18 protein-coding genes and 1 tRNA gene are annotated in these 20,456 nt (G+C 69.3%); 11 read left to right on the top strand and 8 right to left on the bottom strand.

Going from position 1 to position 20,456, the window contains the following annotated elements:
• The first annotated feature begins 21 nt into the window (after nucleotides 1–21).
• From AC1RRW_RS00940 to AC1RRW_RS00915, 6 genes are all read left to right on the top strand, one after another.
• Nucleotides 22–753, top strand: a complete 732-nt coding sequence (locus AC1RRW_RS00940) for an aspartate/glutamate racemase family protein (protein WP_492898280.1) — start codon at nucleotides 22–24, stop codon at nucleotides 751–753.
• A gap of 81 nt (nucleotides 754–834) precedes the next feature.
• The gene (gene hydA, locus AC1RRW_RS00935; protein WP_492898278.1) at nucleotides 835–2,253 is read left to right on the top strand and encodes a dihydropyrimidinase; all 1,419 of its coding nucleotides are present in this window, start codon (nucleotides 835–837) and stop codon (nucleotides 2,251–2,253) included.
• A gap of 89 nt (nucleotides 2,254–2,342) precedes the next feature.
• Complete coding sequence (locus AC1RRW_RS00930; protein ID WP_492898276.1) at nucleotides 2,343–3,089, top strand: FkbM family methyltransferase; 747 nt, start codon at nucleotides 2,343–2,345, stop codon at nucleotides 3,087–3,089.
• 46 nt (nucleotides 3,090–3,135) lie between these two features.
• Nucleotides 3,136–4,848 carry an IlvD/Edd family dehydratase gene (locus AC1RRW_RS00925; protein WP_492898274.1) on the top strand — a complete coding sequence of 571 codons (1,713 nt, stop codon included), beginning with the start codon at nucleotides 3,136–3,138 and terminating at the stop codon, nucleotides 4,846–4,848.
• Between the two features lie 40 nt (nucleotides 4,849–4,888).
• The gene (locus AC1RRW_RS00920) at nucleotides 4,889–5,083 is read left to right on the top strand and encodes a hypothetical protein (protein WP_492898272.1); all 195 of its coding nucleotides are present in this window, start codon (nucleotides 4,889–4,891) and stop codon (nucleotides 5,081–5,083) included.
• Between the two features lie 7 nt (nucleotides 5,084–5,090).
• Entirely contained in the window at nucleotides 5,091–6,008 is a 918-nt protein-coding gene (locus tag AC1RRW_RS00915) for a 3-hydroxyacyl-CoA dehydrogenase NAD-binding domain-containing protein (protein WP_492898270.1), read from the top strand.
• A gap of 9 nt (nucleotides 6,009–6,017) precedes the next feature.
• On the opposite strand, the gene AC1RRW_RS00910 is transcribed toward AC1RRW_RS00915, so the two are convergent.
• The 4 genes from AC1RRW_RS00910 to AC1RRW_RS00895 all read right to left on the bottom strand — a co-directional run bounded on the left by AC1RRW_RS00910 (nucleotide 6,018) and on the right by AC1RRW_RS00895 (nucleotide 11,034).
• Nucleotides 6,018–7,424, bottom strand: a complete 1,407-nt coding sequence (locus AC1RRW_RS00910) for a DUF2793 domain-containing protein (protein ID WP_492898268.1) — start codon at nucleotides 7,422–7,424, stop codon at nucleotides 6,018–6,020.
• 110 nt (nucleotides 7,425–7,534) lie between these two features.
• Complete coding sequence (araD, locus tag AC1RRW_RS00905) at nucleotides 7,535–9,265, bottom strand: L-arabinonate dehydratase (RefSeq protein ID WP_492898266.1); 1,731 nt, start codon at nucleotides 9,263–9,265, stop codon at nucleotides 7,535–7,537.
• 157 nt (nucleotides 9,266–9,422) lie between these two features.
• On the bottom strand, nucleotides 9,423–10,340 hold the full coding sequence (locus AC1RRW_RS00900) for a dihydrodipicolinate synthase family protein (protein ID WP_492898264.1): 918 nt from the start codon (nucleotides 10,338–10,340) through the stop codon (nucleotides 9,423–9,425).
• On the bottom strand, nucleotides 10,330–11,034 hold the full coding sequence (locus AC1RRW_RS00895; protein WP_492898262.1) for a GntR family transcriptional regulator: 705 nt from the start codon (nucleotides 11,032–11,034) through the stop codon (nucleotides 10,330–10,332). The genes AC1RRW_RS00900 and AC1RRW_RS00895 overlap by 11 nt, the downstream gene beginning before the upstream one ends.
• 211 nt (nucleotides 11,035–11,245) lie before the next feature.
• Here AC1RRW_RS00895 and AC1RRW_RS00890 point away from each other — a divergent pair, with 211 nt between their 5' ends.
• The 3 genes from AC1RRW_RS00890 (at nucleotide 11,246) to AC1RRW_RS00880 (ending at nucleotide 14,769) form a co-directional block, all read left to right on the top strand.
• The gene (locus AC1RRW_RS00890; RefSeq protein ID WP_492898261.1) at nucleotides 11,246–12,214 is read left to right on the top strand and encodes a Bug family tripartite tricarboxylate transporter substrate binding protein; all 969 of its coding nucleotides are present in this window, start codon (nucleotides 11,246–11,248) and stop codon (nucleotides 12,212–12,214) included.
• Between the two features lie 171 nt (nucleotides 12,215–12,385).
• Complete coding sequence (locus tag AC1RRW_RS00885) at nucleotides 12,386–13,102, top strand: ribonuclease activity regulator RraA (protein ID WP_492898259.1); 717 nt, start codon at nucleotides 12,386–12,388, stop codon at nucleotides 13,100–13,102.
• A 92-nt stretch (nucleotides 13,103–13,194) separates the two neighbouring features.
• Complete coding sequence (locus tag AC1RRW_RS00880) at nucleotides 13,195–14,769, top strand: methyl-accepting chemotaxis protein (RefSeq protein WP_492898257.1); 1,575 nt, start codon at nucleotides 13,195–13,197, stop codon at nucleotides 14,767–14,769.
• Between the two features lie 10 nt (nucleotides 14,770–14,779).
• Here the strand turns inward: AC1RRW_RS00880 and AC1RRW_RS00875 are convergent, their stop codons facing one another.
• The 4 genes from AC1RRW_RS00875 to mnmA all read right to left on the bottom strand — a co-directional run bounded on the left by AC1RRW_RS00875 (nucleotide 14,780) and on the right by mnmA (nucleotide 17,898).
• Entirely contained in the window at nucleotides 14,780–15,817 is a 1,038-nt protein-coding gene (locus AC1RRW_RS00875) for an NAD-dependent epimerase (protein WP_492898255.1), read from the bottom strand.
• 54 nt (nucleotides 15,818–15,871) lie between these two features.
• Nucleotides 15,872–15,948 (bottom strand) — tRNA-Met (locus tag AC1RRW_RS00870).
• A 101-nt stretch (nucleotides 15,949–16,049) separates the two neighbouring features.
• Nucleotides 16,050–16,685 carry a class I SAM-dependent methyltransferase gene (locus AC1RRW_RS00865; protein WP_492898253.1) on the bottom strand — a complete coding sequence of 212 codons (636 nt, stop codon included), beginning with the start codon at nucleotides 16,683–16,685 and terminating at the stop codon, nucleotides 16,050–16,052.
• A gap of 28 nt (nucleotides 16,686–16,713) precedes the next feature.
• A complete protein-coding gene (gene mnmA / locus AC1RRW_RS00860) occupies nucleotides 16,714–17,898 on the bottom strand; it encodes a tRNA 2-thiouridine(34) synthase MnmA (RefSeq protein ID WP_492898251.1) in 1,185 nt (394 codons plus the stop codon).
• A gap of 233 nt (nucleotides 17,899–18,131) precedes the next feature.
• Here mnmA and AC1RRW_RS00855 point away from each other — a divergent pair, with 233 nt between their 5' ends.
• Together AC1RRW_RS00855 and AC1RRW_RS00850 are read left to right on the top strand one after the other, a co-directional pair.
• On the top strand, nucleotides 18,132–19,649 hold the full coding sequence (locus AC1RRW_RS00855) for a flagellar hook-length control protein FliK (protein ID WP_492898249.1): 1,518 nt from the start codon (nucleotides 18,132–18,134) through the stop codon (nucleotides 19,647–19,649).
• Between the two features lie 17 nt (nucleotides 19,650–19,666).
• Complete coding sequence (locus AC1RRW_RS00850) at nucleotides 19,667–20,383, top strand: flagellar hook assembly protein FlgD (RefSeq protein WP_492898247.1); 717 nt, start codon at nucleotides 19,667–19,669, stop codon at nucleotides 20,381–20,383.
• Nucleotides 20,384–20,456: the final 73 nt, after the last annotated feature.

The following is a 20,456-nucleotide window of genomic DNA, read 5'->3' as shown; positions in this document are numbered from 1 at the left end:
GTGCTTCATGAGCGGGATGTCATGACGACAGGCGGCCAGATCGCGCGCGGCGGCAAGGCGATCTATGGCGCGCCGCTCGGCATCCTGATGCTGGAGGCGCGGTTTCCGCGCATTCCGGGCGACATGGGCAATGCGACGACCTGGCCGTTCCCGGTGCTCTACCGCGTCGTCTCGGGCGCGAGCCCCGACCGCGTCGTGATGAAGGGCGCGCAGGGCCTGCTGCCGGATTTCATTGCAGCCGGGCAGGAGCTGATCAGGCTCGGAGCCGAGGCGATCACCACCAATTGCGGGTTTCTCGCGCTGTTCCAGCAGGAGCTTTCGGCGGCGCTCGGCGTGCCGGTGGCGACCTCCGCTTTGATGCAGGCGCCGTGGGTGCAGGCGACGCTGCCGCAGGCCAAACGCGTCGGCATCGTCACTGTCTCGGCCGGCAGTCTGACGCCGGCGCATCTGGCTGGCGCGGGCGTGCCGCTCGATACGCCGGTCGCCGGCACCGAGCATGGCCGCGAGTTCTTCCGCGTTCTGATCAGGGCCGAGAAGGACGACATGGATGTCGGCCTCGCCCGGCAGGACGTGGTCGACGCCGCGCTCGCGTTGGTGGCGAAGCATCCCGATGTCGGGGCGATCGTGCTCGAATGCACCAACATGCCGCCCTACGCGGCGGCGGTGCGGGAGGAGACCGGGCTGCCGACCTATGACATCTATTCGATGATCTCCTGGTTCCATGCCGGCCTGAGGCCGCGCCGCTTCGCCTGAGCGGCGCGACGATTGCATGGCGGGCTTCCTTTGAACTTGGCTGGCGCGGCCGCATGGCCCGCGCCGATTTCGGGACGACTTATGGCTTACGACCTGATCATCGCGGGCGGCACGATCGCGACCGCGTCGGATACGTTTTCCTGCGACATCGGCATCCGTGACGGTGTGATCGTCGCGCTAGGCCACGATCTCGGGCAGGCGGCGGAGACGATCGACGCCAGCGGAAAACTCGTGCTGCCGGGCGGCATCGACAGCCATGTCCACATCGCCCAGCCGAGCGGCGAGGGAATCGTCATGGCCGACGACTTCGCCTCGGGCACGCTCTCGGCCGCGTTCGGCGGCAACACCACGGTAATGCCGTTCTGTTTGCAGGAGAAGGGCGCGAGCCTGCGCGAGACGGTGAAGGCCTATCACGGCCTGGCGGAAGGCCAGTGCCATGTCGACGTCGCCTTCCACCTCGTCATCTCCGACCCGACCGAGCAGGTGCTGGGTCAGGATCTGCCGGCGCTGATCGAAGACGGCTACACCTCCTTCAAGGTCTTCATGACCTATGAGGGGCTGGCGCTGAACGACCGGCAGATGCTCGAGGTGATGTCGGTCGCGCGCGAGACCGGCGCGCTCGTCATGGTCCATGCCGAGAACTACGACGCGATCCGCTTCCTGACCGACCGGCTCGAGCGCGGCGGCCAGATCGCGCCGAAATTCCACGGCGCCTCCCGGCCGATCCCGGTCGAGCGCGAGGCGACGCACCGGGCGATCTCGCTGGCCGAACTCGTCGACGTGCCGGTGATGATCGTTCATGTCTCGAACCGCGAGGCGATGGAGGAGATCGCGCGCGCCCGCTCGCGCGGCCTCAAGGTCTATGGCGAGACCTGCCCGCAATATCTGGTGCTGACCGAGACGGACATGGACGGGCTCAACATGGAGGGCGCGAAATATGTCTGCTCGCCGCCGCCGCGCGACACCGCCAGCCAGGCCGCGTGCTGGGAGGGGCTCGAACGCGGTGTCTTCAGCCTGTTCTCCTCCGACCATTGCCCGTTCCGCTACGACGATCCGGCCGGCAAGCTGACGCCGAAGGGACGCACCTCGTTCCGCTGGGTGCCGAACGGCATCCCCGGCGTCGAGACGCGGCTGCCGATCCTGTTCTCGGAGGGAGTCGGCAAGGGCAGGATCTCGCTGAACCAGTTCGTGGCGCTGTCCTCGACCAACCACGCCAGGACCTACGGGCTGACGAAGAAAGGCTCGATCGCGATCGGCATGGACGCCGACATCGCGATCTGGGACCCGGAGCGCGAGGTGACGATCAGCCAGTCGCTGCTGCATCACGGCGCCGACTACACACCCTATGAGGGGATCGCGGTGAAGGGCTGGCCGGTGACGACGATCCTGCGCGGCCAGGTCGTGGTGCGCGACGGCGAGCTGGCGGGCGCGCCGAAGCACGGCCTCCACATCGCCCGCGAGCGCTCGGCGCTGGCCGTGCCGGCGGGGCGCGGGGTCTGAGCGAGGCGCGGCGGTTTCCCTCCAATGCGCGGCTGGGCTACCAATCGCTGCGCGGCGCCCGGCCGCCCGAGCGGAAACCCCGACGCCTCATGCCGACATCGCCATCCTCTCCCCGTCTGTCCTGGCGGGACGCCTTCGAGACGCCGACCAACTCGCAGATCGAGCAGGAGCGCTGGGTGCTGGCGATGTGCGTCGGGCGGCGCGGCGGGCGTTTCGCCGAGATCGGCGCCTTCGACGGCGTGCTGCACTCCAACACCTGCTTCCTCGAGCGCGACCATGGCTGGAGCGGCGTGCTGGTCGAGCCCAATCCGCTGCTGTTCGCCAGACTGAAGGCGAGCCGCAAGGCGACCTGCCTGGAGAAGGCGGTCCATCGCGAGGGCGGGCAGTTGCTCTCCTTCGTCGCCTCGCAGGAGATCGGCGCGCTGGCCGAATATGCCGAGGCCGACGGTTACGCCGAGCACCGCCGGCGGGCGATCAGCGAGAACGGGCTGATCACGGTCTCGACGATAACGTTTAACGAAATGGACGCAGCCGACGGGCGGGGCGGTTCGGGCTTCGACTACGTCTCGCTCGACACGGAGGGCTCGGAACTCGACATCCTGCGCACGATCGATCTCGCCCGCCACGCCATCGCGCTCTTCACCATCGAGCACAACTTCGTCGAGCCGCGCCGCGAGCAGATGCGCACGCTGCTGGCGGAGGCAGGTTACAAGCGGCTCAATGTCGGCTTCGACGACTGGTACTGGCACGAGGGGCATCTCAAGGCCCGCAACGGCGACGCGCTGCCCGAGATCGCGGCGATCAACGCCCTTGTGAAAAGCGTCTACGCGGATTGAGCCCGGTCGCGTTGACAAGGCCGATCACGGCCGGTCTGCTCGCGCGATGACCGCTGACGACGACAAGAACGCCTCTCAGCGCGGCCTGCGCCGCAATCTCGCCAGCTATGGCGACCCCGGCTTCTCGCTGTTCCTGCGCAAGGCCTTCATCAAGGCGGCGGGCTTCTCCGACGATGCGCTCGACCGCCCGATCATCGGCCTGACCAACACCTTCAGCGACTTCAACCCCTGCCATGGCAACGTCCCGCGCCTGATCGAGGCGGCCAAGCGCGGGGTCATGCTGGCCGGCGGGCTGCCGATGGAGTTCCCGACGGTCTCGATCCACGAGTCGTTCTCGAACCCGACCTCGATGTTCCTGCGCAACCTGATGGCGATCGACACCGAGGAGATGATCCGGGCCCAGCCGATTGACGCGGTCGTGCTGATCGGCGGCTGCGACAAGACCGTGCCGGCGCAGCTCATGGGCGCGGTCTCCGCCGACGCGCCGGCGATCCAGCTCATCACCGGGCCGATGCTGATCGGCCATCACAAGGGCGAGGCGCTCGGCGCCTGCACCGACTGCCGCAGGCTCTGGGGCGAGCATCGCGCCGGCCGGATCGACGAGGCCGAGATCGAGGTGCTGAGCGGGCGGCTCGCGCCGACGCAGGGCACCTGCATGGTGATGGGCACGGCGAGCACGATGGGGTGCCTCGTCGAGGCGCTCGGCATCGCGCTGCCGGGCTCGGGCACGATCCCGGCGACCCATGCCGACCGCATCCGCGCCGCCGAGGCGAGCGGCAGGCGGGCGGTGGCGCTGGCCAAGGGCGGCCCGAGGCCGAGCGAGCTTCTGACCAGGGCCGCCTTCCGCAATGCGATGGTGGTGCTGCAGGCGATCGGCGGCTCGACCAACGGACTGGTGCATCTCTCGGCGATCGCGCGCCGGGCCGGCATGGCGATCGACCTGGATGAGTTCGACGCGATCGGCCGCGAGGTGCCGGTGCTGATCGACCTGAAGCCCTCCGGCGACCATTACATGGAGCATTTCCACTGGGCCGGCGGCATGCCGAAGCTCATGAGGGAACTGCGCGGCCATCTCGATCTCGAGGCGATGACGATCTCCGGTCTGACCATCGGCGAGATCGCGGAGGCCGCCGAGGAGGCGCCGGGCCAGACGATCATCCGGAGCGCATCCGCCCCGCTGAAGCAGACCGGCGGCATGGCGGTGCTGCGCGGCAACCTCGCGCCCGGCGGCGCGGTGATCAAGCATTCGGCCGCCTCGCCGGCGCTGCTGACCCATGCCGGCCGGGCCGTGGTGTTCGATTCGGTCGAGGACATGGTGCGGCGGATGGACGATCCGACGCTCGACGTCAGCGCCGACGACGTGCTGGTGCTGCGCAATGCCGGCCCGAAGGGCGCGCCGGGCATGCCCGAGGCCGGCTACCTGCCGATCCCGAAGAAGCTGGCGCGGGCCGGCGTCAAGGACATGGTCCGGATCTCGGACGCGCGCATGAGCGGCACGGCCTTCGGCACGATCGTCTTGCACATCACGCCGGAATCGGCGGTCGGCGGGCCGCTCGGGCTGGTGCGCGACGGCGACCGGATCAGCCTCGACGTGCCGGCGCGGCGGATCGAGCTTCTGGTCGAGGAGGCCGAGCTCGAACGCCGCAAGGCCGAGTGGCGGGCGCCGGCCCATCTCATCGAGGCCTCGCGCGGCTATCGCGGGCTTTACCTGACCACCGTGCTGCAGGCCGACGAAGGCTGCGATTTCGATTTCTGCTGACGCCCATCCGGCGCGGCCGGATCAACCGGAGGAGACGCCCATGCCGAGACGCCACGCCCTGACCGGCGCGCTCGCCGCGCTGTCGCTCGCCCCCGCCGCGCCCCCTCACGCAGGGATGAAGCCGCGGGGCGTGACGCACAAGCCCGGCACGCCGGCCGACGCGGCCGCGCTGATCGACAGCGAGACGAAGAACTGGAGCGAGCTGATCAGGGCGACGGGGCTGGAGCCCGAATGAGGCGGCGATGACGACGGACATCACGCGCGTCGCCATCGTCGGCGCGGGCCTGATCGGCGCGAGCTGGGCCGCGCTCGTCATGGCGCATGGCCTGAACGTCGCGGCCTACGATCCCGAGCCGGGGGCGGAGCCGAAGTTCCGCGACTATGTTTCCAGAGCCCGGGCGCAACTCGACCAGCTCGGCCTCGACACGACGGGCCAGTTCGATGTCACGACGAGTCTCACCGAGGCTCTGGCGGGCGCGCAGTTCGTGCAGGAGAACGGCCCCGAGAACGAGGCCGTGAAGCGGGCCCTGCTGCGCGAGATCGATGCGCTGGCCGCGCCCGACGCGATCATCGCCAGCAGCACCTCGGCGATGCTGCGCAGCGCGATCGTCGCCGATTGCGCGACGCCGGCCCGCATCATCGTCGCCCATCCCTTCAACCCGCCCCATCTCGTGCCGCTGGTCGAGATCGTGGGAGCGGATGCCGATGTCGTGGCGCGCGCCCGCGCCTTCTATCGCAGCCTCGGCCGGCGGCCGGTGGTGCTGGCGCGCGAGATGCCCGGCCATATCGCCAACCGGCTCGCCTCGGCGCTCTATCGCGAGGCGGTCCATCTGGTCGAACAGGGCGTCGCCAGCGTCGCCGAGATCGACGCCGCGCTCTGCAACGGTCCGGGTCTGCGCTGGGCGTTGATGGGGCCGCACATGACCTATCATCTCGGCGGCGGGGAGGGCGGCATCGCCGGCTATCTCGCCCATCTCGGGGCGAGCCAGGAGCGGCGCTGGGCCTCGCTCGGCCAGCCCGCGCTCGACGAGCGGGTCAAGCACCGGATCGTCGCGGGCGTGGCCGAGGAGGCGGGAGGCCTGACGATCGCCCAATTGGAGGCGCGCCGCGACGAGGGCCTGCTCGCCCTGCTGAAGGCGCGCAAGCCGGTCGTCGAGTAGCCTGCGCGCTTACAATTCCGCCGAGAAAGAGATGTTGGCGAAGCGCACGCTGACGCGTCCGGTCGTGGCCGCCGCCATCGTCGCATAGGCGACCTGGGCCGAGATGGCGAAAATGCCGCGCGCGGCGCCGCCGATCGCATTGCCTTCCTCGGTGATGGCGAAGGCCACCGTCGGCGTCGTCCGCATCCGGGCAGGCAAGGTCAGATAGATGCTGGAAGAGCAGTTGGCCGCCTGATAGGCGTCGCAGAAAATGCCGGCCTCGGGCGCCCAGTAATAGCGCTGGCACAGCCGCGTCTGATCCGACAGCGACTGTGGCTCCCACGGGCTCGCGGAGGTTCCCGATTCGAGCTTGACCCGGCGGAAACCGACCGCGCCCGACGCCGGCGCCAGCCGGACGGCGAGCGTCCCGGCGTCGCCGGCCGCCGGCGTCAGGGTGACGGAGCGGCGGCCGCTGCCCGGCGTGATCGTGCCGCTCACGCTGCCGATGCCGACCGCCAGATTGCCTCCCGTCAGGTTCTCGACCGAAAGCGTCAGCGGCGTCGAGGCGAAGGACGAGACGCCCCACAGCGCCGGTTCGACCGGCTGGACGATGGCGCCGGAGGTCAGGGTCAGGTCGAAGCCGCTGCGCGACAGGTTCGCGCCGCCGGTATCGGCCTTCCAGCGGTCGAAGCCGTAGAGGCCGGCCGCGAGCGCGCCCCCGGCGAAGGCGCGCTGGTTGACCTGCATGTCGCCGTTGATCAGCAGGTTCTGCCGGCCCGCCTCGCGGGCCCAGGGCGAGGCCGGCAGTGCGACGAGGCCGGTCGCGCGGTCGATCGTCAGCGCTTCGGTCCAGGCCGTGCCATCCGGGCTGACCTTCACGTGGAGATTGTCGTCGCCGGCCAGCCCGATCTCGGCGCGTCCGGAGAAGCCGTCCTGCAGGACGAGGCTCGCGGTGTTGGCGGCGGCGGCCTTGTTCAGCGCCAGGCGATGGTCGCCGCCGGCATGGCTGAGCAGCGTCGCGGCCGAGGACACGGCCAGCCGGTTGGTCGTGCTGGCGGCCATGTTGACGCCCCAGAGGCTCGCGCCGATGGCGCTGCTCGGCTGCGAGCGCCGCCATTGCGCGCCGGTCCAGACATGATGCTCGGCTTCGTCCTCGATCCAGGCCTGCCAGCCGGCGCGCGGGGCGAGGAAGGTCCAGCCGCCATCCTCGAAGATGGCGAGCTGGTCCGTGCGGCCGGCGAAGACGCCCGTGCCGCCGGCCGGAACGACATAGGCCGCAAGCGCGCCGGGCGAGGATGGCGGCGTCGTCTGGCCGCGGCTCTGGACCGCGAGATGGACGAGCGCGTCGAGACGGGTCAGCGCGTCGTTATGGGTGACGTGCTTCTGCGCCTGGCCGGCGGCGAGCAGGGGCAGGGTCAGCCTTGGCGTGTCGGTCATGGGGCCTCGCGGGTTGGGCACGCGGGGTGCGCGCCGTCTGCGAGGCATTATCGGTCAGGGTGCGGGGGGCGGGGATCTACCCGCCGGCCTTCCCCATGGGCATTGCCGGATCAGTGGATCTCCGGCTCGTGGATCTTCGCCGTGCCTTCGAGATAGTCGAAGTCGCAGCCCTTGTCGGCCTGGCGGATATGGGCCGCCGACATCTTGCCCCAGCCGCGCGGATAGTCGCGGTCGGGCGGCGTCCACGTCTTGAGACGCTCGGTGATCTCGGCGTCGCTGAGATCGGCCGAGATGCTGCGCGCCTCGACATCGACGCTGATGATGTCGCCGGTCCTGACCGCCGCGAGCGGACCTTTGACATAGGCCTCCGGCGCGACATGGAGCACGCAGGCGCCGTAGCTGGTGCCCGACATGCGCGCATCCGAGATGCGCAGCATGTCGCGCACGCCCTGCTTCAGGAGCTTTTTCGGGATCGGCATCATGCCCCATTCCGGCATGCCCGGCCCGCCCACGGGGCCGCAGTTCTTCAGCACCATGATGTGGTCTTTCGTGACGTCGAGCGCCTCGTCGTTCACCGCCCGCATCATGGCGTCGTAATCCTCGAAGACCAGCGCCGGGCCGGAATGCCTGAGCAGCCGCGGTTCGGCGGCGGACGGCTTGATGACGCAGCCGTCGGGCGCGATGTTGCCCTTCAGCACGGCGAGCCCGTTGGCGGTCGAGACCGCCCGGTCGAGCGGGCGGATGACGTCGTCGTCATAGACGGTGGCGAGCGCGATGGTTTCCGAGAGCGGCTTGCCTGTCACGGTCATCGCATCGGCGTGGAGCTTGCTCTCGAGCTGTTTCAGCAGCGCGGGGAGCCCGCCGGCGTAGAAGAAGTCCTCCATCAGGAACGCACCCGAGGGGCGCAGGTTCGCGATGACCGGCACGGTGCGCGAAAACGCGTCGAAATCGTCCGGCGTCAGCCGCACGCCGGCGCGGCCGGCCATGGCGATGAGGTGGATGATGGCGTTGGTCGAGCCTGCCACCGCCATGTGCACCGTCAGCGCGTTCTCGAAGCTCTTCCGCGTCAGGATGCGGTCCGGCGTCAGGTCTTCCCAGACCATCTCGACGATGCGCTTGCCGGCGGCGGCCGCCATGCGCGGATGGGCGGCGTCGGCGGCCGGGATGGCGGAGGCGCCGGGCAGGGTCAGGCCCAGAACCTCGGCATGGCTCATCATGGTCGCGGCCGTGCCCATCACCATGCAGGTGCCGTGCGAGCGGGCGATGCCGCTCTCCATGTCCTTCCACTGGCCGTCGGTGATGTTGCCGGCCTCCTTCTCGGCCCAGTATTTCCAGACGTCGGCGCCCGAGCCCAGCACCTTGCCGGCCCAGTTGCCGCGCAGCATCGGCCCGGCCGGAACGTAGATGAAGGGCAGGCCGGCGCTGCACGCGCCCATGATCAGCGCCGGCGTGGACTTGTCGCAGCCGCCCAGCAGCACCGCGCCGTCGAGCGGGTGGGAGCGGATCGATTCCTCGGCCTCCATCGCCAGGAAGTTGCGATAGAGCATCGTCGTCGGCTTCTGGTACTGCTCGGAGGCCGACATCACCGGGATCTCGACCGGAAAGCCGCCCGCCGCCCAGACGGCGCGCTTCACCGCCTCGGCCCGGTCGCGCAGATGGATGTGGCAGGGGTTGATCTCGGACCAGGTGTTGAGGATGCCGATCACCGGCTTGCCCATGAACTCGTCATGGCCGAGCCCCATCTGCAGCGCACGCGAGCGATGTCCGAAGGAGCGCAGGTCGCTCGCGCCGAACCAACGCTTCGAGCGCAGCGTGTCGGGCGTCTTGCGGGGGCGGGTCATCGAGCTTCCTCGGGTGGTTTTATTGTGACGTTGGTGTCCCACTCCGTCATGCCCGCCCTTGTGGCGAGCATCCACGTCCTGGGCGTAGCGCTCGGCGGATGAAGACGTGGATGGTCGGCACAAGGCCGACCATGCCGGGAGAGCAGATCGCAGAGCGCTACTCAGCCGCGACGCGCATCGCGCTCCAGCCGGAGACGATCGTCCGCAATTCCGCCCGCTCGGCCGCGTTGAGCTCCGGCAGTCCCGGTAGCCGCACCGGGCCGACATTGGTGCCGAGCATGCCCAGCGCTTCCTTGACCACGGTCACATTCGCGCCGTTGCCGTATTTCGTCCGCAGCGTCTCGAAGCCGGCGATGGCGTCGACCTCCGCGCGGGCCGCCGCATAGTCGCCGGCCTCCAGAGCGCGCCAGACAGCCAGCGAGCGCTCGGGTGCGACATTGATCAGCCCGGAGGTGAAGCCGCGCGCGCCGAGCGCGTAGAACGGCGCGGCCCAGCCTTCGGCCAGGCCGCAGATCCAGTTGGCCGAGGTCCCTTGCGTGGCGCGGACGCATTCGGCGAGCTGCATCATGTTGGTCGCGGCGAATTTCACCCCGGCGACGTTCGGATGCGTCGCGACGCGGAGCAGGTCCTTCAAGCCGATCGCGTCGGAGCGGATATAGGCGACGAGCGGCAGATCAAGCGCCTCGGCGATCGCGACGATGTAGTCGGCCTGGGATTGCGGCGCGGCGAAGGGGTCGAGCGGATGGTGCACCATGATTGCGTCGCAGCCGGCCCTGGCGGCGAGCCTGCCGGTCGCGATCGCCTCGCGCAGCGAGCGTCCGATGCCGGCGGTGACGAGCGCCCTGCCGCCCGCCGCTTCGGCCGCGACGGCATGGCTGCGCACCACCTCGTCGGTCGTCATCGGGTAGAATTCGCCGGTGTTGCCGGCCGAGACGATGTTGTGGATGCCGGCCGCGGCGATGCCTGCGACGATCCTGCCGGTCAGGGCCCAGTCGGCCTCGCCGTCGGTCTTCCAGGCCGTGACATGCACGCCCGAGATGCCGCGCAGCGCGACCCTCACCCTGTCATTCGTCATAGGCCAGTCCTTCCGCGTCGGCGCCGAACACCTGCCGGACATGGGCTTTCGCCGAACGGACGATGTGGCGGCGCATTCTCTGCTCGCTCAGCCCGGCGTCGCGGGCCCTCAAAGCCTGGAAGATTCCGCTGTGCTCGTCGAAGCCCTGGCCGCGCTCGGCCGGCTCCGACAGGAGAGCGATGCGCTGAGCATGGTCGTACATGCGCTGCCCGTCGAGCCGGCGCTCCAGATAGGGGCATCCGGAGATCCGGTGGATCGTGCCGTGATAGGCCTCGTTCAGGGTGACGAGGTCTTCGAGCGCGCTGTGCGCCGTGGCATGGGCCATGTCGTCGATCAGCCCGGAGAGCTCGGCGATCTCGGCCTCGGTGATGCGGTTGGCGGCGATATGGGTCATGACGCTTTCGAGCGCGGCGCGCCCGAGCGCCATTTCCAGCGCCTGCTGCGGCGAGAACTCGACGAAGACCCCGCGCCTCGCCTCGGTGCGGACGAGGCCTTCGCTCTCGAGCCTGCGGATCGCGTCCTTGACCGGCGTCGTGCTGACGCCGAGCATCTCGGCCAACTGGCGCTCGTTCAGGCGCTCGCCATTGCGAAAGCGCCCGGCCACGATCGCACGGCGCAGGCGCTCATGCACATGCTCGCGCAGGGAGCGCAGCAGATGGGGCGCGACGGGCTCGATCGGGCTCAGGGCGTTCATGCGGGTTCATATCCGATGCTGTTGCAGCGACGCGCCTTGGCCGGCGCGGCGCTGCCGGGGCAGCATCCATGCCGGGACCTTTCACCACAAGAGGCCATTGCGCGCAAGTCTGAAATTTCAGATTTCAAAATCGGAATCCTGTGCTAGACGAATGGACAAGGCCCGCCAGCAGACGGGCGCAAGCGGAGGAAGCACGACGATGATCGGGACGATGACACGCAGGACGACGCTGGTCGCGGGCGGGATGGCCATGCTGGGCGCGCCTGCCTTCGCGCAGGCCGACTATCCGGGCTCGAAGGTGGTGACGATCGTCGTGCCCTTCGCGGCCGGCGGCACCACCGACCTGCTCGGCCGAATCCTCGCCGAGCGCCTCGGCGCCAGGCTGAACGGCAGGTTCATCGTCGAGAACAGGCCCGGCGCCGGCGGCAACACCGGCGTCGCGGCCGTGGCGCGCGGGCCGCAGGACGGCACGATGCTGACCATGGGCACGGTCTCGACCCACGCGATCAACCCGGCGGTCTATTCCAGGCTGCCCTTCGACCACATCAAGGATTTTTCGCCGATCTCGCAGGTCGCCAGCGTCCCCAACATCCTGATGGTCAATATCGACCTGCCGGCCAAGACGGTGCCGGAGCTGATCGACCTGCTGAAGAAGAACCCCGGCAAATACTCCTTCGGCTCGTCGGGCGCAGGCACCTCGACCCATATGGCGGCCGAGCTGTTCAAGGTCGCGACCGGAACCGACATGGCGCATGTGCCGTATCGCTCGAGCGGGCAGGTGACGCAGGATCTGCTGTCGGGCCAGATCCAGCTTTCCTTCGACAACATCACCATTGCCTGGCCGCATGTCGAGGCCGGCAAGATCAGGGCGCTCGCCACCGCGACCGCGCAGCGGCTCGCCGTGGCCAAGGACCTGCCGACGGTTGCCGAGTTCATCCCCGGCTACGAGGCGGCGTCCTGGCACGGCTTCTTCGCGCCGTCGGGCGTGCCCAAGGAGATCGTCGCCAGGCTCTCGACCGAGGTGCAGGCGATCATGAAGGAGCCCGCCGTCATCGATCAGCTCAAGAAGCTCGGCGTCGATCCGGTCGGCTCCTCGCAAGCCGAGTTCACCGCCCATATCGCGGCCGAGACGAAGCGCTGGGCCGAGGTGGCGCAGAAGGCGAATGTGAAGATCGAATGATCGCTCAGCCGCGCCATTTCCGTCATCCCGGGCTTCGCGAAGCGAAGTCCCGGGGTTCCATCACAGAGCGCCGTCGCTCCCTACGATTGATCCCGGATCGGCGCGGCTTCGCCGCCTGTCCAGGATGACGGTGGTCTTCTTTATGAGCGACGAGCCAGGATCGATCCGCGAATGACGACCACCCTCACCGACGAAAACCGCACCAAGCTCAAGCGCGTCTCGACCGCGACGCTGACAACCGCCCTGTTCAAGCGCGGCTTCCGCAACGTCTTCGTCCAGGATGTGCGGCCGCTCAGCCTGAAGGGCGAGAGCATGGTCGGCGAGGCCTTCACGCTGCGCTACATCCCGGCGCGGGAGGATCTCGACCATCTCGGCATGTTCGAGGGCACGCAGCACCCGCAGCGCCGCGCGGTCGAGGACTGTCCGGCCGGACATGTCATGGTGATCGACTCGCGCAAGGATGCGCGCGCTGCCTCGGCCGGCGGCATCCTGGTGACGCGGCTGATGCAGCGCGGCGTCGCCGGCATCGTCACCGATGGCGGCTTTCGCGACTCGCCGGAAATCGCGGCGCTGGCGATCCCGGCCTATCATCAGCGCCCGAGCGCGCCGACCAACCTGATCCGCCATCATGCGCTCGACCTCAACGCGCCGATCGCGTGCGGCGACGTCGCCGTCTATCCCGGCGACATCATGGTTGGCGACGGGGAGGGCGTCTGCTGCGTGCCGGCGCACATCGCCAACGAGGTCGCCGAGGAGGCCTATGAGCAGACGGCCTATGAGGACTTCGTCGCCGAGCGGGTGCGCGGCGGGCAGGGCATCTTCGGACTCTATCCGGCCAATGCCGAGACGAAGGCCGAATTCGCCAGATGGCGGCCAGGCTGGTCGTAAAACCGTGTGCTGCATGCAGCGTTAACCGCCGCGTAACGCGGCTCGCGCATCGTTCCCGGCCGTAAGATCTGGAAACGGGCTTGACTCAGGGCATGACGAATCCGGGCAACCTGACGACGCCGGCCGATAGCCTGCTGTCTCGCTACGACGCCTGGGTGAACCGCCGGCTCGGCATGACGGTGCTGGCTCCCGATCTCGCGGCGCATCTGCGGACGGCCCAAGCGGACATGTTCGTCCGGGTGCTGCCGCCGATCCTGGTCTCGAACGTGCTCTCGGCCTTCGCCATCGCCGGCGTCGCGATCTATCATGGCTGGCTCTGGTTTCCGCTGGCCTGGGCGGCCTATGTCGGCGCGACCGGCCTGCTCGGCACGATGCGGATGCGGAAGGCGCGGGCCAGGCAGCGCGACAAGGCGCCGCCGCCGAAGTTCGTCGATCGCATCCTGATCGATTCCGGCGTGCTGGCCCTGCCATGGGTGATCATGCCGATCGTCATCAACCCCGGCTCGGCGCCGCAGATGGAGGTGCTGATCGCGAGCACCCTGGCGGGCCTCGTCTGCGCCGGCACCTTCTCCATGGCGAGCATGCCGTCGGCGGCTCTGGTCTTCGCCGGGCTGATCTTCATCGGCCGCATCGTCCAGCTGCTCTTCGCGTCGCTCGATCATGCCGTGGAGAACCTGCTGTTCCAGGCCATTTTCGGCTGGGTGATGCTGATCTCGCTGCGCAACATGGCCCAGCTCGTGCGCGACCGCGTGCAGGCGACGATCAGCGCCCAGTCGCTGGGTTCCGAGGCTCAGGCGCAGGCCCGCCAGGAGGAAAAGCGCCGCGAGGATGTCGAGACGCAGGCCGACGGCTTCCGCTCGGAGGTCGGCGTCATCCTGGGCTCCGTCTCGCAGTCGGTCGCGCGGATGAACGGCGCGGCCGAGCAGCTCAGGACGATCGCGCGCAGCTCGCAGACCAATCTCGCCGGCGTGCTCACCAAGATGGGCTCCGCCAGGACCGATATCGCCTCGGTCGAGGCCAACTCGCGCGGCCTGACCGACACCATTTTGCTGATCCGGCGCGAAGCCGAGCAGACCACGAGCCTCGTCCAGGCGGCCGCCGCCGACGTTCAGGCCTCGATCGCGATCAAGAACGAGCTCACCGACGCCGTGCGCGATATCGGTCAGGTCTCGAACCTGATCAGCGAGATCGCGGCCCAGACCAACCTCCTGGCCTTGAACGCGACGATCGAGGCGGCCCGCGCCGGCCCGGCCGGTCGCGGCTTCGCCGTGGTCGCCAACGAGGTCAAGAGCCTGGCGGCGCGCACCGGCGCGGCCACGGGCGAGATCGCGCGCGGCATCGAGGAGGTGCGCAGCGCGGCCGAGCGCTCGCTCAGCGCCGTGATGAACATCGGCGGCTCGACCGAGGCGATCGTCGCGGCGGCCGGCGGCATCGTCGTCGCGGTCGACCAGCAGAGCGCCGCGATCGGCACGATGCTGGCCGCGCTCGGGCGGGCGGTCGGCGAGGCCGAGCAGGTCGCCGCCGCGATCGATCTCGTCGCCACCGATACGGCCAGGACGATGGAGAACAGCCTGCAGGTGTCCGACGCCGCAGCCGGCGTCGATGCCTCGGCCCGCCGCCTCGACCAGTCGGTCGCGCAATTCTCGCGGCAGGTCGTGGCGGGCTGACGCCGCCGTTTTAGCCTGCGCCGACGCCGTAAAACTCGCGATACCACGCCACGAAGCGCGCGATACCGGTCTCGATCGGAGTGTCGGGGCGGAAATCGGCCGCCGCCGTCAGGTCGGCGACATCGGCATAGGTCGCGCGCACGTCGCCCGCCTGCATCGGCAGATGCCGCTTGACCGCCGGCCTGCCGCAGGCGGCCTCGATCACCGCGATGAAGCGGTCGAGCCTGACCGGGGTGTGATTGCCGATGTTGAAGATGCGCCATGGCGCCGAGGCGCTGGCGGGATCGGGCGCGGTTCGCTCGCCGTGTGGCCCGGGCCGTGGCGGCCGGCCGGCAAGCCGGACGATCGCCTCGCTGACATCGTCGACATAAGTGAAGTCGCGGCTCATCTCGGCTTCGGCGTAGACGTCGATCGGCTGGCCTTCGAGGATCGCCTTGGTGAACTTGAAATAGGCCATGTCGGGCCGGCCCCACGGTCCGTAGACCGTGAAGAAGCGCAAGGCCGTCGCCGGGATGCCGTAGAGATGGGAGTAGCTGTGCGCCATCAGTTCGTTGGCGCGCTTGGTCGCGGCATAGAGCGACACCGGGTGGTCGGCCCCGTCATGCTCGCTGAACGGAACCCTGGCGTTGGCGCCGTAGACCGAGCTCGACGACGCATAGACCAGATGCGCGACCGGGTGGCGACGGCAGGCTTCCAGCACCGACAGGAAGCCGTCGAGATTGGAATGGGCATAGGCGCGCGGATTGTTGAGCGAGTAGCGCACGCCGGCCTGCGCGGCGAGATGGATCACCACCTCCGGTCTGAACTCGGCGAAGGCCGCAAGCAGCCCGTCATGGTCCGCGATGTCGAGCGGCGCGAAGGAAAAGCCGTTGCGCGGCGTCAGCCGGTCGAGCCGGGCCTGTTTCAGCGCCGGATCATAATAGGGCGTCAGGTTGTCGATGCCGAGAACTTCGACGCCGCGCGCGAGCAGCGCCTCGGAGACATGAAAGCCGACGAAACCGGCGGCGCCGGTGACGAGGATGCGTGCGGGAAGCGGCTGGTCGTCCAATGCCTGCCCATGCTCCGGCAGGGGAGCCCATGACCGGGCCGCGATCGAGATTGTTGGTAGCGGGAGAGGGACTTGAACCCCCGACACGCGGATTATGATTCCGCTGCTCTAACCAGCTGAGCTACCCCGCCCAACAATCGGAAGCGCCCAAGCCCGGCGATCCGTCGTGAGCGCGCGGTATAGGGGGAGCGGCGCGCGCTCGTCAAGCCTGAGGCCGCGTCGCGCCCGGCGCTCAGGCCGAGGCGAGCTTCTTCAGCCGCACAACCTTGAAGTAGCCGCGCCCGACATGGACCGTCTCGTAGCGTCCGGTCGCGGCCGCCCAGCCGGTCAGGCGCGAGACCTTGAAGTCGGAGCTCCAGCCGATCGCCTTGGCGAGCGGTGCGACCGCCGCCCAGAACGTCGCCATCGGCCCGCTATCGTCGACGAGGCGGCTGGAGATGACGATCTCGCCGCCGGGCTTCAGCACGCGGTCCATCTCGGCCAGCGCCTGCTCGGGGTCCGGGACCAGCGTGATGACGAACTGCGCCGTGACCGCGTCGAAACGCTCGGCCTCGAAGCCGAGCCGGCAGGCGTCCATCACCATCAGGCCGCGGACATGGGCGAGGCCCAGCGCGACCACCTTCCGGCTCGCGATCTTCAGCATGTCGAGCGAGATGTCGGCGCCGAGCACGCGTGTGCCGTTGGTGAAATAGGGCAGCGTCAGCCCGGTGCCGACGCCGATCTCGAGGATGTCGTCGCCGCAGGCGCAGGCGGCGGCGACCGCCTCGCGCTGCGACCTTGCGAGCACGCCCTGATAGATACGGTCGTAGAACTTCGCCCAGTTGGCATAAACGCGCTTCTGGCCAGCGAGATCGTAGGTAACCGGCATCAGGGCTCTCGGGCTTAAGTGATGTGCGTCAGAGAGGGGCGAGCGCCGGCTCGGCGCGAGAGGCGTCGGTCCGCGACGCCGGGCGCAGGATGGCGCCGCCGCCCAGCACGCGCGCGCCGGGCGCCGCGTCGGCATAGATCACGCAGGCCTGGCCGGGCGAGACGCCCTCCTCGTCGCCTGCGAGTTCGATGCGCATTCCGTCGGCGTCGCGGAAGAGCCTGGCCTCGCGCGGGGCGCGGGTCGAGCGCACCCGGACCGCCACCTCGAGCCCGGCGTCCGGGAGATCGTCGAGAGCGTCGTCGCCGAGCCAGTTGACGTCGCGCAGCCTGACCTCGCGCACGGCGAGCGCCTCGCGCGGGCCGACGACGACGCGGGCCGCATCGGCATCGAGGCGCAGCACATAGAGTGGCTCCGGCGTACTGACGCCCAACCCCTTGCGCTGGCCGACGGTGTAGCGCAGCACGCCGTCATGGCGGCCGAGCACGCGGCCGTCGAGATGGACGATCTCGCCGGGCCGCGAGGCGCCGGGCTTCAGCCGTTCGATCACCTCGGCATAGCGGCCGTTCGGTACGAAGCAGATATCCTGACTGTCGGGCTTGTCGGCGATTGCAAGACCGAGCTCGGCCGCGAGCGCGCGCGTCTGGCTCTTCTCGATATGGCCGAGCGGGAAGCGCAGCAGATCGAGTTGCGCCTGCGTCGTCGCATGGAGGAAATAGCTCTGGTCGCGAGCCGGATCGGCGGCGCGGTAGAGGCCGCGCCGGCCGTTCGCCAGCGGCTTGCTCACGACGTAGTGGCCGGTCGCGAGCGCGTCCGCGCCGAGCTCCCGGGCGAGGCCGAGCAGGTCGCGGAATTTCACCGTGCGGTTGCACTCGACGCAGGGGATCGGTGTCTCGCCGGCGAGATAGCTCTCGGCGAAGCGCTCGATCACGGCGTCCCGGAAGCGGCTCTCATAGTCGAGCACGTAATGGGGAATGCCGATCGCCTCGGCGACCCGGCGCGCATCGTGGATGTCCTGCCCGGCGCAGCAGGCGCCGGCGCGGTGCACGGCCGCGCCGTGGTCATAGAGCTGCAGCGTCACGCCGACGACGTCATAGCCCTCGCGCTTCAGAAGCGCCGCCACCACCGAGGAATCGACGCCGCCCGACATCGCCGCGACGACGCGCGTCGCCGATGGCGGCTTGGCGATGTCGAGCGAGTTGAGGGTTGCGGTCATCCGGAGGTCTGTTTGCCGATATGCGCGGGATGCGGGCTCTATACCGGCTTTGCCGCCATGCTGCCAGCCGGCATCGGCAAATCCTGCCGGGCGGCCGGGCAAGGGGGTCGTTCTTGCCGGCCGGGGCATGGTCGAATGCCGGTCAAGCGCTTGAATTCATGAGGGTCCGTCGCTGGCTCGAGACTTGCTCGCCACGTGAGCGCGCCGTTTTGCCCGCGTTCCGGAATTGCATGATGTCGGTCCAGTCTGCCCCGCTCGCCTCCGCCACCCTCGATCCGACGCCGATCCGGCGCGAGCGGCAGCAGTCCGATCGCGCCCGCCCGAGCGAGGCGTTCACGCTGCCGGAGCCGGCGCCCGTGCCGCAGACAAGGCGCGCGAGCGACGACAAGCCGCGCGCCCGCTCGGACGAAACACAGAAGCCCGACGACACGCGCCAGCCTGGCGAGACGCGCCGCAAGGACGAGACGGCGTCTCCCGACCAGGCCGAGGCGGGGGCGACCGACAAGACCGACAAGGTCGACAAGCCGGCCAAGGACGACAAGGTCTCGAAGACCGACGCGACGACGACCGAAGGCAAGGCGACAGGCTCTGACGTCGAAAGCCCGGGCCCCAAGGCGGAGACCGCAGCCAAGCCGGAGATCGGCGCCCTGGCGACGTTCGCTGCCGCGATCGAGGGGGCGGCCGCCGAGGTTGCCGCCGCTCCGGCCGAAGGCTCTGTCAAGACCGAAGCCGATGCCGCCGTTGCATCCGACGCGGCCGCGCCCGAAGCCGGCAAGAACGATCCGAACGCCGTCGTCGCGGTCGAGGCGCAGCCCGCGCCGGTCGCAACACCGAAGACCGTTCCGCTGCTCGATGCCGCCATCCTGCTCGCGGCGACCGCCGTCGCCTCGCCGGCCGCAACCGAGGCGACGGACAAGGCCAAGGGTAACGACGCCGCGCCGGAGACGACCGCGGCCGTCAAGGCGAGCACGATTTTCGGCCAGCCTGCGTCGCCGCGCGGCCTCGACCGCATCGGGGACGCTTCGCCCGCCATCGCAGCGAACGCGGCCACCGCCGAGACGGCCGCCAAGCCCGAGGCCAAATTCGGCGAGATCGTCGCCGCCGCGGCCAAGGGCAAGGACGGCGCCCAGGCCGCCAAGCCGGCTCCCGCCGAGGGCAGGCCGGTCGACGTGCCGCAAGCGCCGCAGGCGCCGGTCGACCTGTCCTTCCTGACGCAGACGCGCGCCGCCCGGGCCGAGACCGCCATCGTCATCCCCGCCACGACCGAAGGCGCGCAAGGCCCGGCGACCGGAGCGCAGGCCCAGCCGAGCGGACCGGCGACGCCGATCCGTGTCGTGCCGCTGGAGATCGGCCTGCAGGCGCTCGCCGGCTCGAGGCGCTTCGACATCAGGCTCGATCCGGCCGAGCTCGGCCGCATCGACGTCAATCTCGAGATTTCAGACAAGGGCGAGGTCACCGCCCGGCTCGTCGTCGACCGGGTCGAGACGCTGAACATGCTCCAGCGCGACGCGCGCACGCTGGAGCGAGCCTTCGAGCAGGCCGGGCTGAAGCCGTCCGACGCCGGCGTCGACATCACCCTGCGCGATCCGTCCGACCAGTCCGGGTTCCGCCAGAACCGGCAGGACGGCGAGACGCCGCGCCGCGCCCGCCCGCCCGCCGACAAGGATGGCGGCGACGATATCGCGATTTCCGCGCAACCCGCGCCCGCCCGTCGCCTGCTCAGGCTCGGCGGCGTCGATCTCAGCATCTGACGGGCAGGAGCCCCATCATGGCCGTATCCAGCACCGCATCCAGCACGAGCAACGTCGCAGGCTTTCAGAACAGCACGACCGCGGGCGCGAGCACGAGCAGTTCGACCCTTTCGGGCACCTCGACCTCGATCGCGAACAACTTCGACCAGTTCCTGACCCTGCTGACGACGCAGCTCAAGAACCAGAGCCCGCTCGATCCGCTCGACACCAACCAGTTCACGGCGCAACTCGTGCAGTTCGCCGGCGTCGAGCAGCAGCTCAAGACCAACGACACGCTGAGCACGCTCTTGACGTTGAGCAAGGCGACGACCACGACCAATGCGGTCGGCTTCATCGGCTCGACCATCACCGCCGATGGCGCGGCGGCGCAGCTCAAGGGCGGTGCGGCGGAATGGAAGGTCAATGCGCCGCGCGGCGCGACTGCCAATATCACGATCAAGAACGCCAGCGGCGCCGTGGTGCAGAGCTATCCCTCCGTGACGCTGGCCGCCGGCGACCAGACCTATCGTTGGGACGGCGCCACCTCGGTCGGCACCAGGGCGGCCGACGGCGAGTATTCGATCACGATCGACGCCAGGGATGTCTCGGGCGCGGCGGTGACGGCCAAGACCGAGATCAAGGGCGTGGTCGACGGCGTCGATCTCTCGGGCTCGACGCCGTTCCTGAAGATCGGAGGCATCAGCGTCGCGATCGACAAGGTCAAGACCGTGGTCCGTCCGCAATCGGGCGCCTGAGGCCGATGCAGACAGCCATGCGATTCGTTTTAGCCAATTCTTAAAGCCGCGCCCCTATGCTCACCTCCAGTAG

Source organism: Allobosea sp. GW821-FHT12C12 (assembly GCF_058807355.1).
The sequence above is the reverse complement of the archived record's forward strand: the minus strand, read 5'-3'. Positions and strand labels throughout refer to the sequence as shown.

Excerpts from the sequence above, each read along its gene's own strand:
- AC1RRW_RS00940 (WP_492898280.1), top strand. The coding sequence starts at position 22 with ATGACGACAGGCGGCCAGATCGCGCGCGGCGGCAAGGCGATCTATGGC.
- hydA (WP_492898278.1), top strand. The coding sequence starts at position 835 with ATGGCTTACGACCTGATCATCGCGGGCGGCACGATCGCGACCGCGTCG.
- AC1RRW_RS00930 (WP_492898276.1), top strand. The coding sequence starts at position 2,343 with ATGCCGACATCGCCATCCTCTCCCCGTCTGTCCTGGCGGGACGCCTTC.
- AC1RRW_RS00925 (WP_492898274.1), top strand. The coding sequence starts at position 3,136 with ATGACCGCTGACGACGACAAGAACGCCTCTCAGCGCGGCCTGCGCCGC.
- AC1RRW_RS00920 (WP_492898272.1), top strand. The coding sequence starts at position 4,889 with ATGCCGAGACGCCACGCCCTGACCGGCGCGCTCGCCGCGCTGTCGCTC.
- AC1RRW_RS00915 (WP_492898270.1), top strand. The coding sequence starts at position 5,091 with ATGACGACGGACATCACGCGCGTCGCCATCGTCGGCGCGGGCCTGATC.
- AC1RRW_RS00910 (WP_492898268.1), bottom strand. The coding sequence starts at position 7,424 with ATGACCGACACGCCAAGGCTGACCCTGCCCCTGCTCGCCGCCGGCCAG.
- araD (WP_492898266.1), bottom strand. The coding sequence starts at position 9,265 with ATGACCCGCCCCCGCAAGACGCCCGACACGCTGCGCTCGAAGCGTTGG.
- AC1RRW_RS00900 (WP_492898264.1), bottom strand. The coding sequence starts at position 10,340 with ATGACGAATGACAGGGTGAGGGTCGCGCTGCGCGGCATCTCGGGCGTG.
- AC1RRW_RS00895 (WP_492898262.1), bottom strand. The coding sequence starts at position 11,034 with ATGAACGCCCTGAGCCCGATCGAGCCCGTCGCGCCCCATCTGCTGCGC.
- AC1RRW_RS00890 (WP_492898261.1), top strand. The coding sequence starts at position 11,246 with ATGACACGCAGGACGACGCTGGTCGCGGGCGGGATGGCCATGCTGGGC.
- AC1RRW_RS00885 (WP_492898259.1), top strand. The coding sequence starts at position 12,386 with ATGACGACCACCCTCACCGACGAAAACCGCACCAAGCTCAAGCGCGTC.
- AC1RRW_RS00880 (WP_492898257.1), top strand. The coding sequence starts at position 13,195 with ATGACGAATCCGGGCAACCTGACGACGCCGGCCGATAGCCTGCTGTCT.
- AC1RRW_RS00865 (WP_492898253.1), bottom strand. The coding sequence starts at position 16,685 with ATGCCGGTTACCTACGATCTCGCTGGCCAGAAGCGCGTTTATGCCAAC.
- mnmA (WP_492898251.1), bottom strand. The coding sequence starts at position 17,898 with ATGACCGCAACCCTCAACTCGCTCGACATCGCCAAGCCGCCATCGGCG.
- AC1RRW_RS00855 (WP_492898249.1), top strand. The coding sequence starts at position 18,132 with ATGTCGGTCCAGTCTGCCCCGCTCGCCTCCGCCACCCTCGATCCGACG.
- AC1RRW_RS00850 (WP_492898247.1), top strand. The coding sequence starts at position 19,667 with ATGGCCGTATCCAGCACCGCATCCAGCACGAGCAACGTCGCAGGCTTT.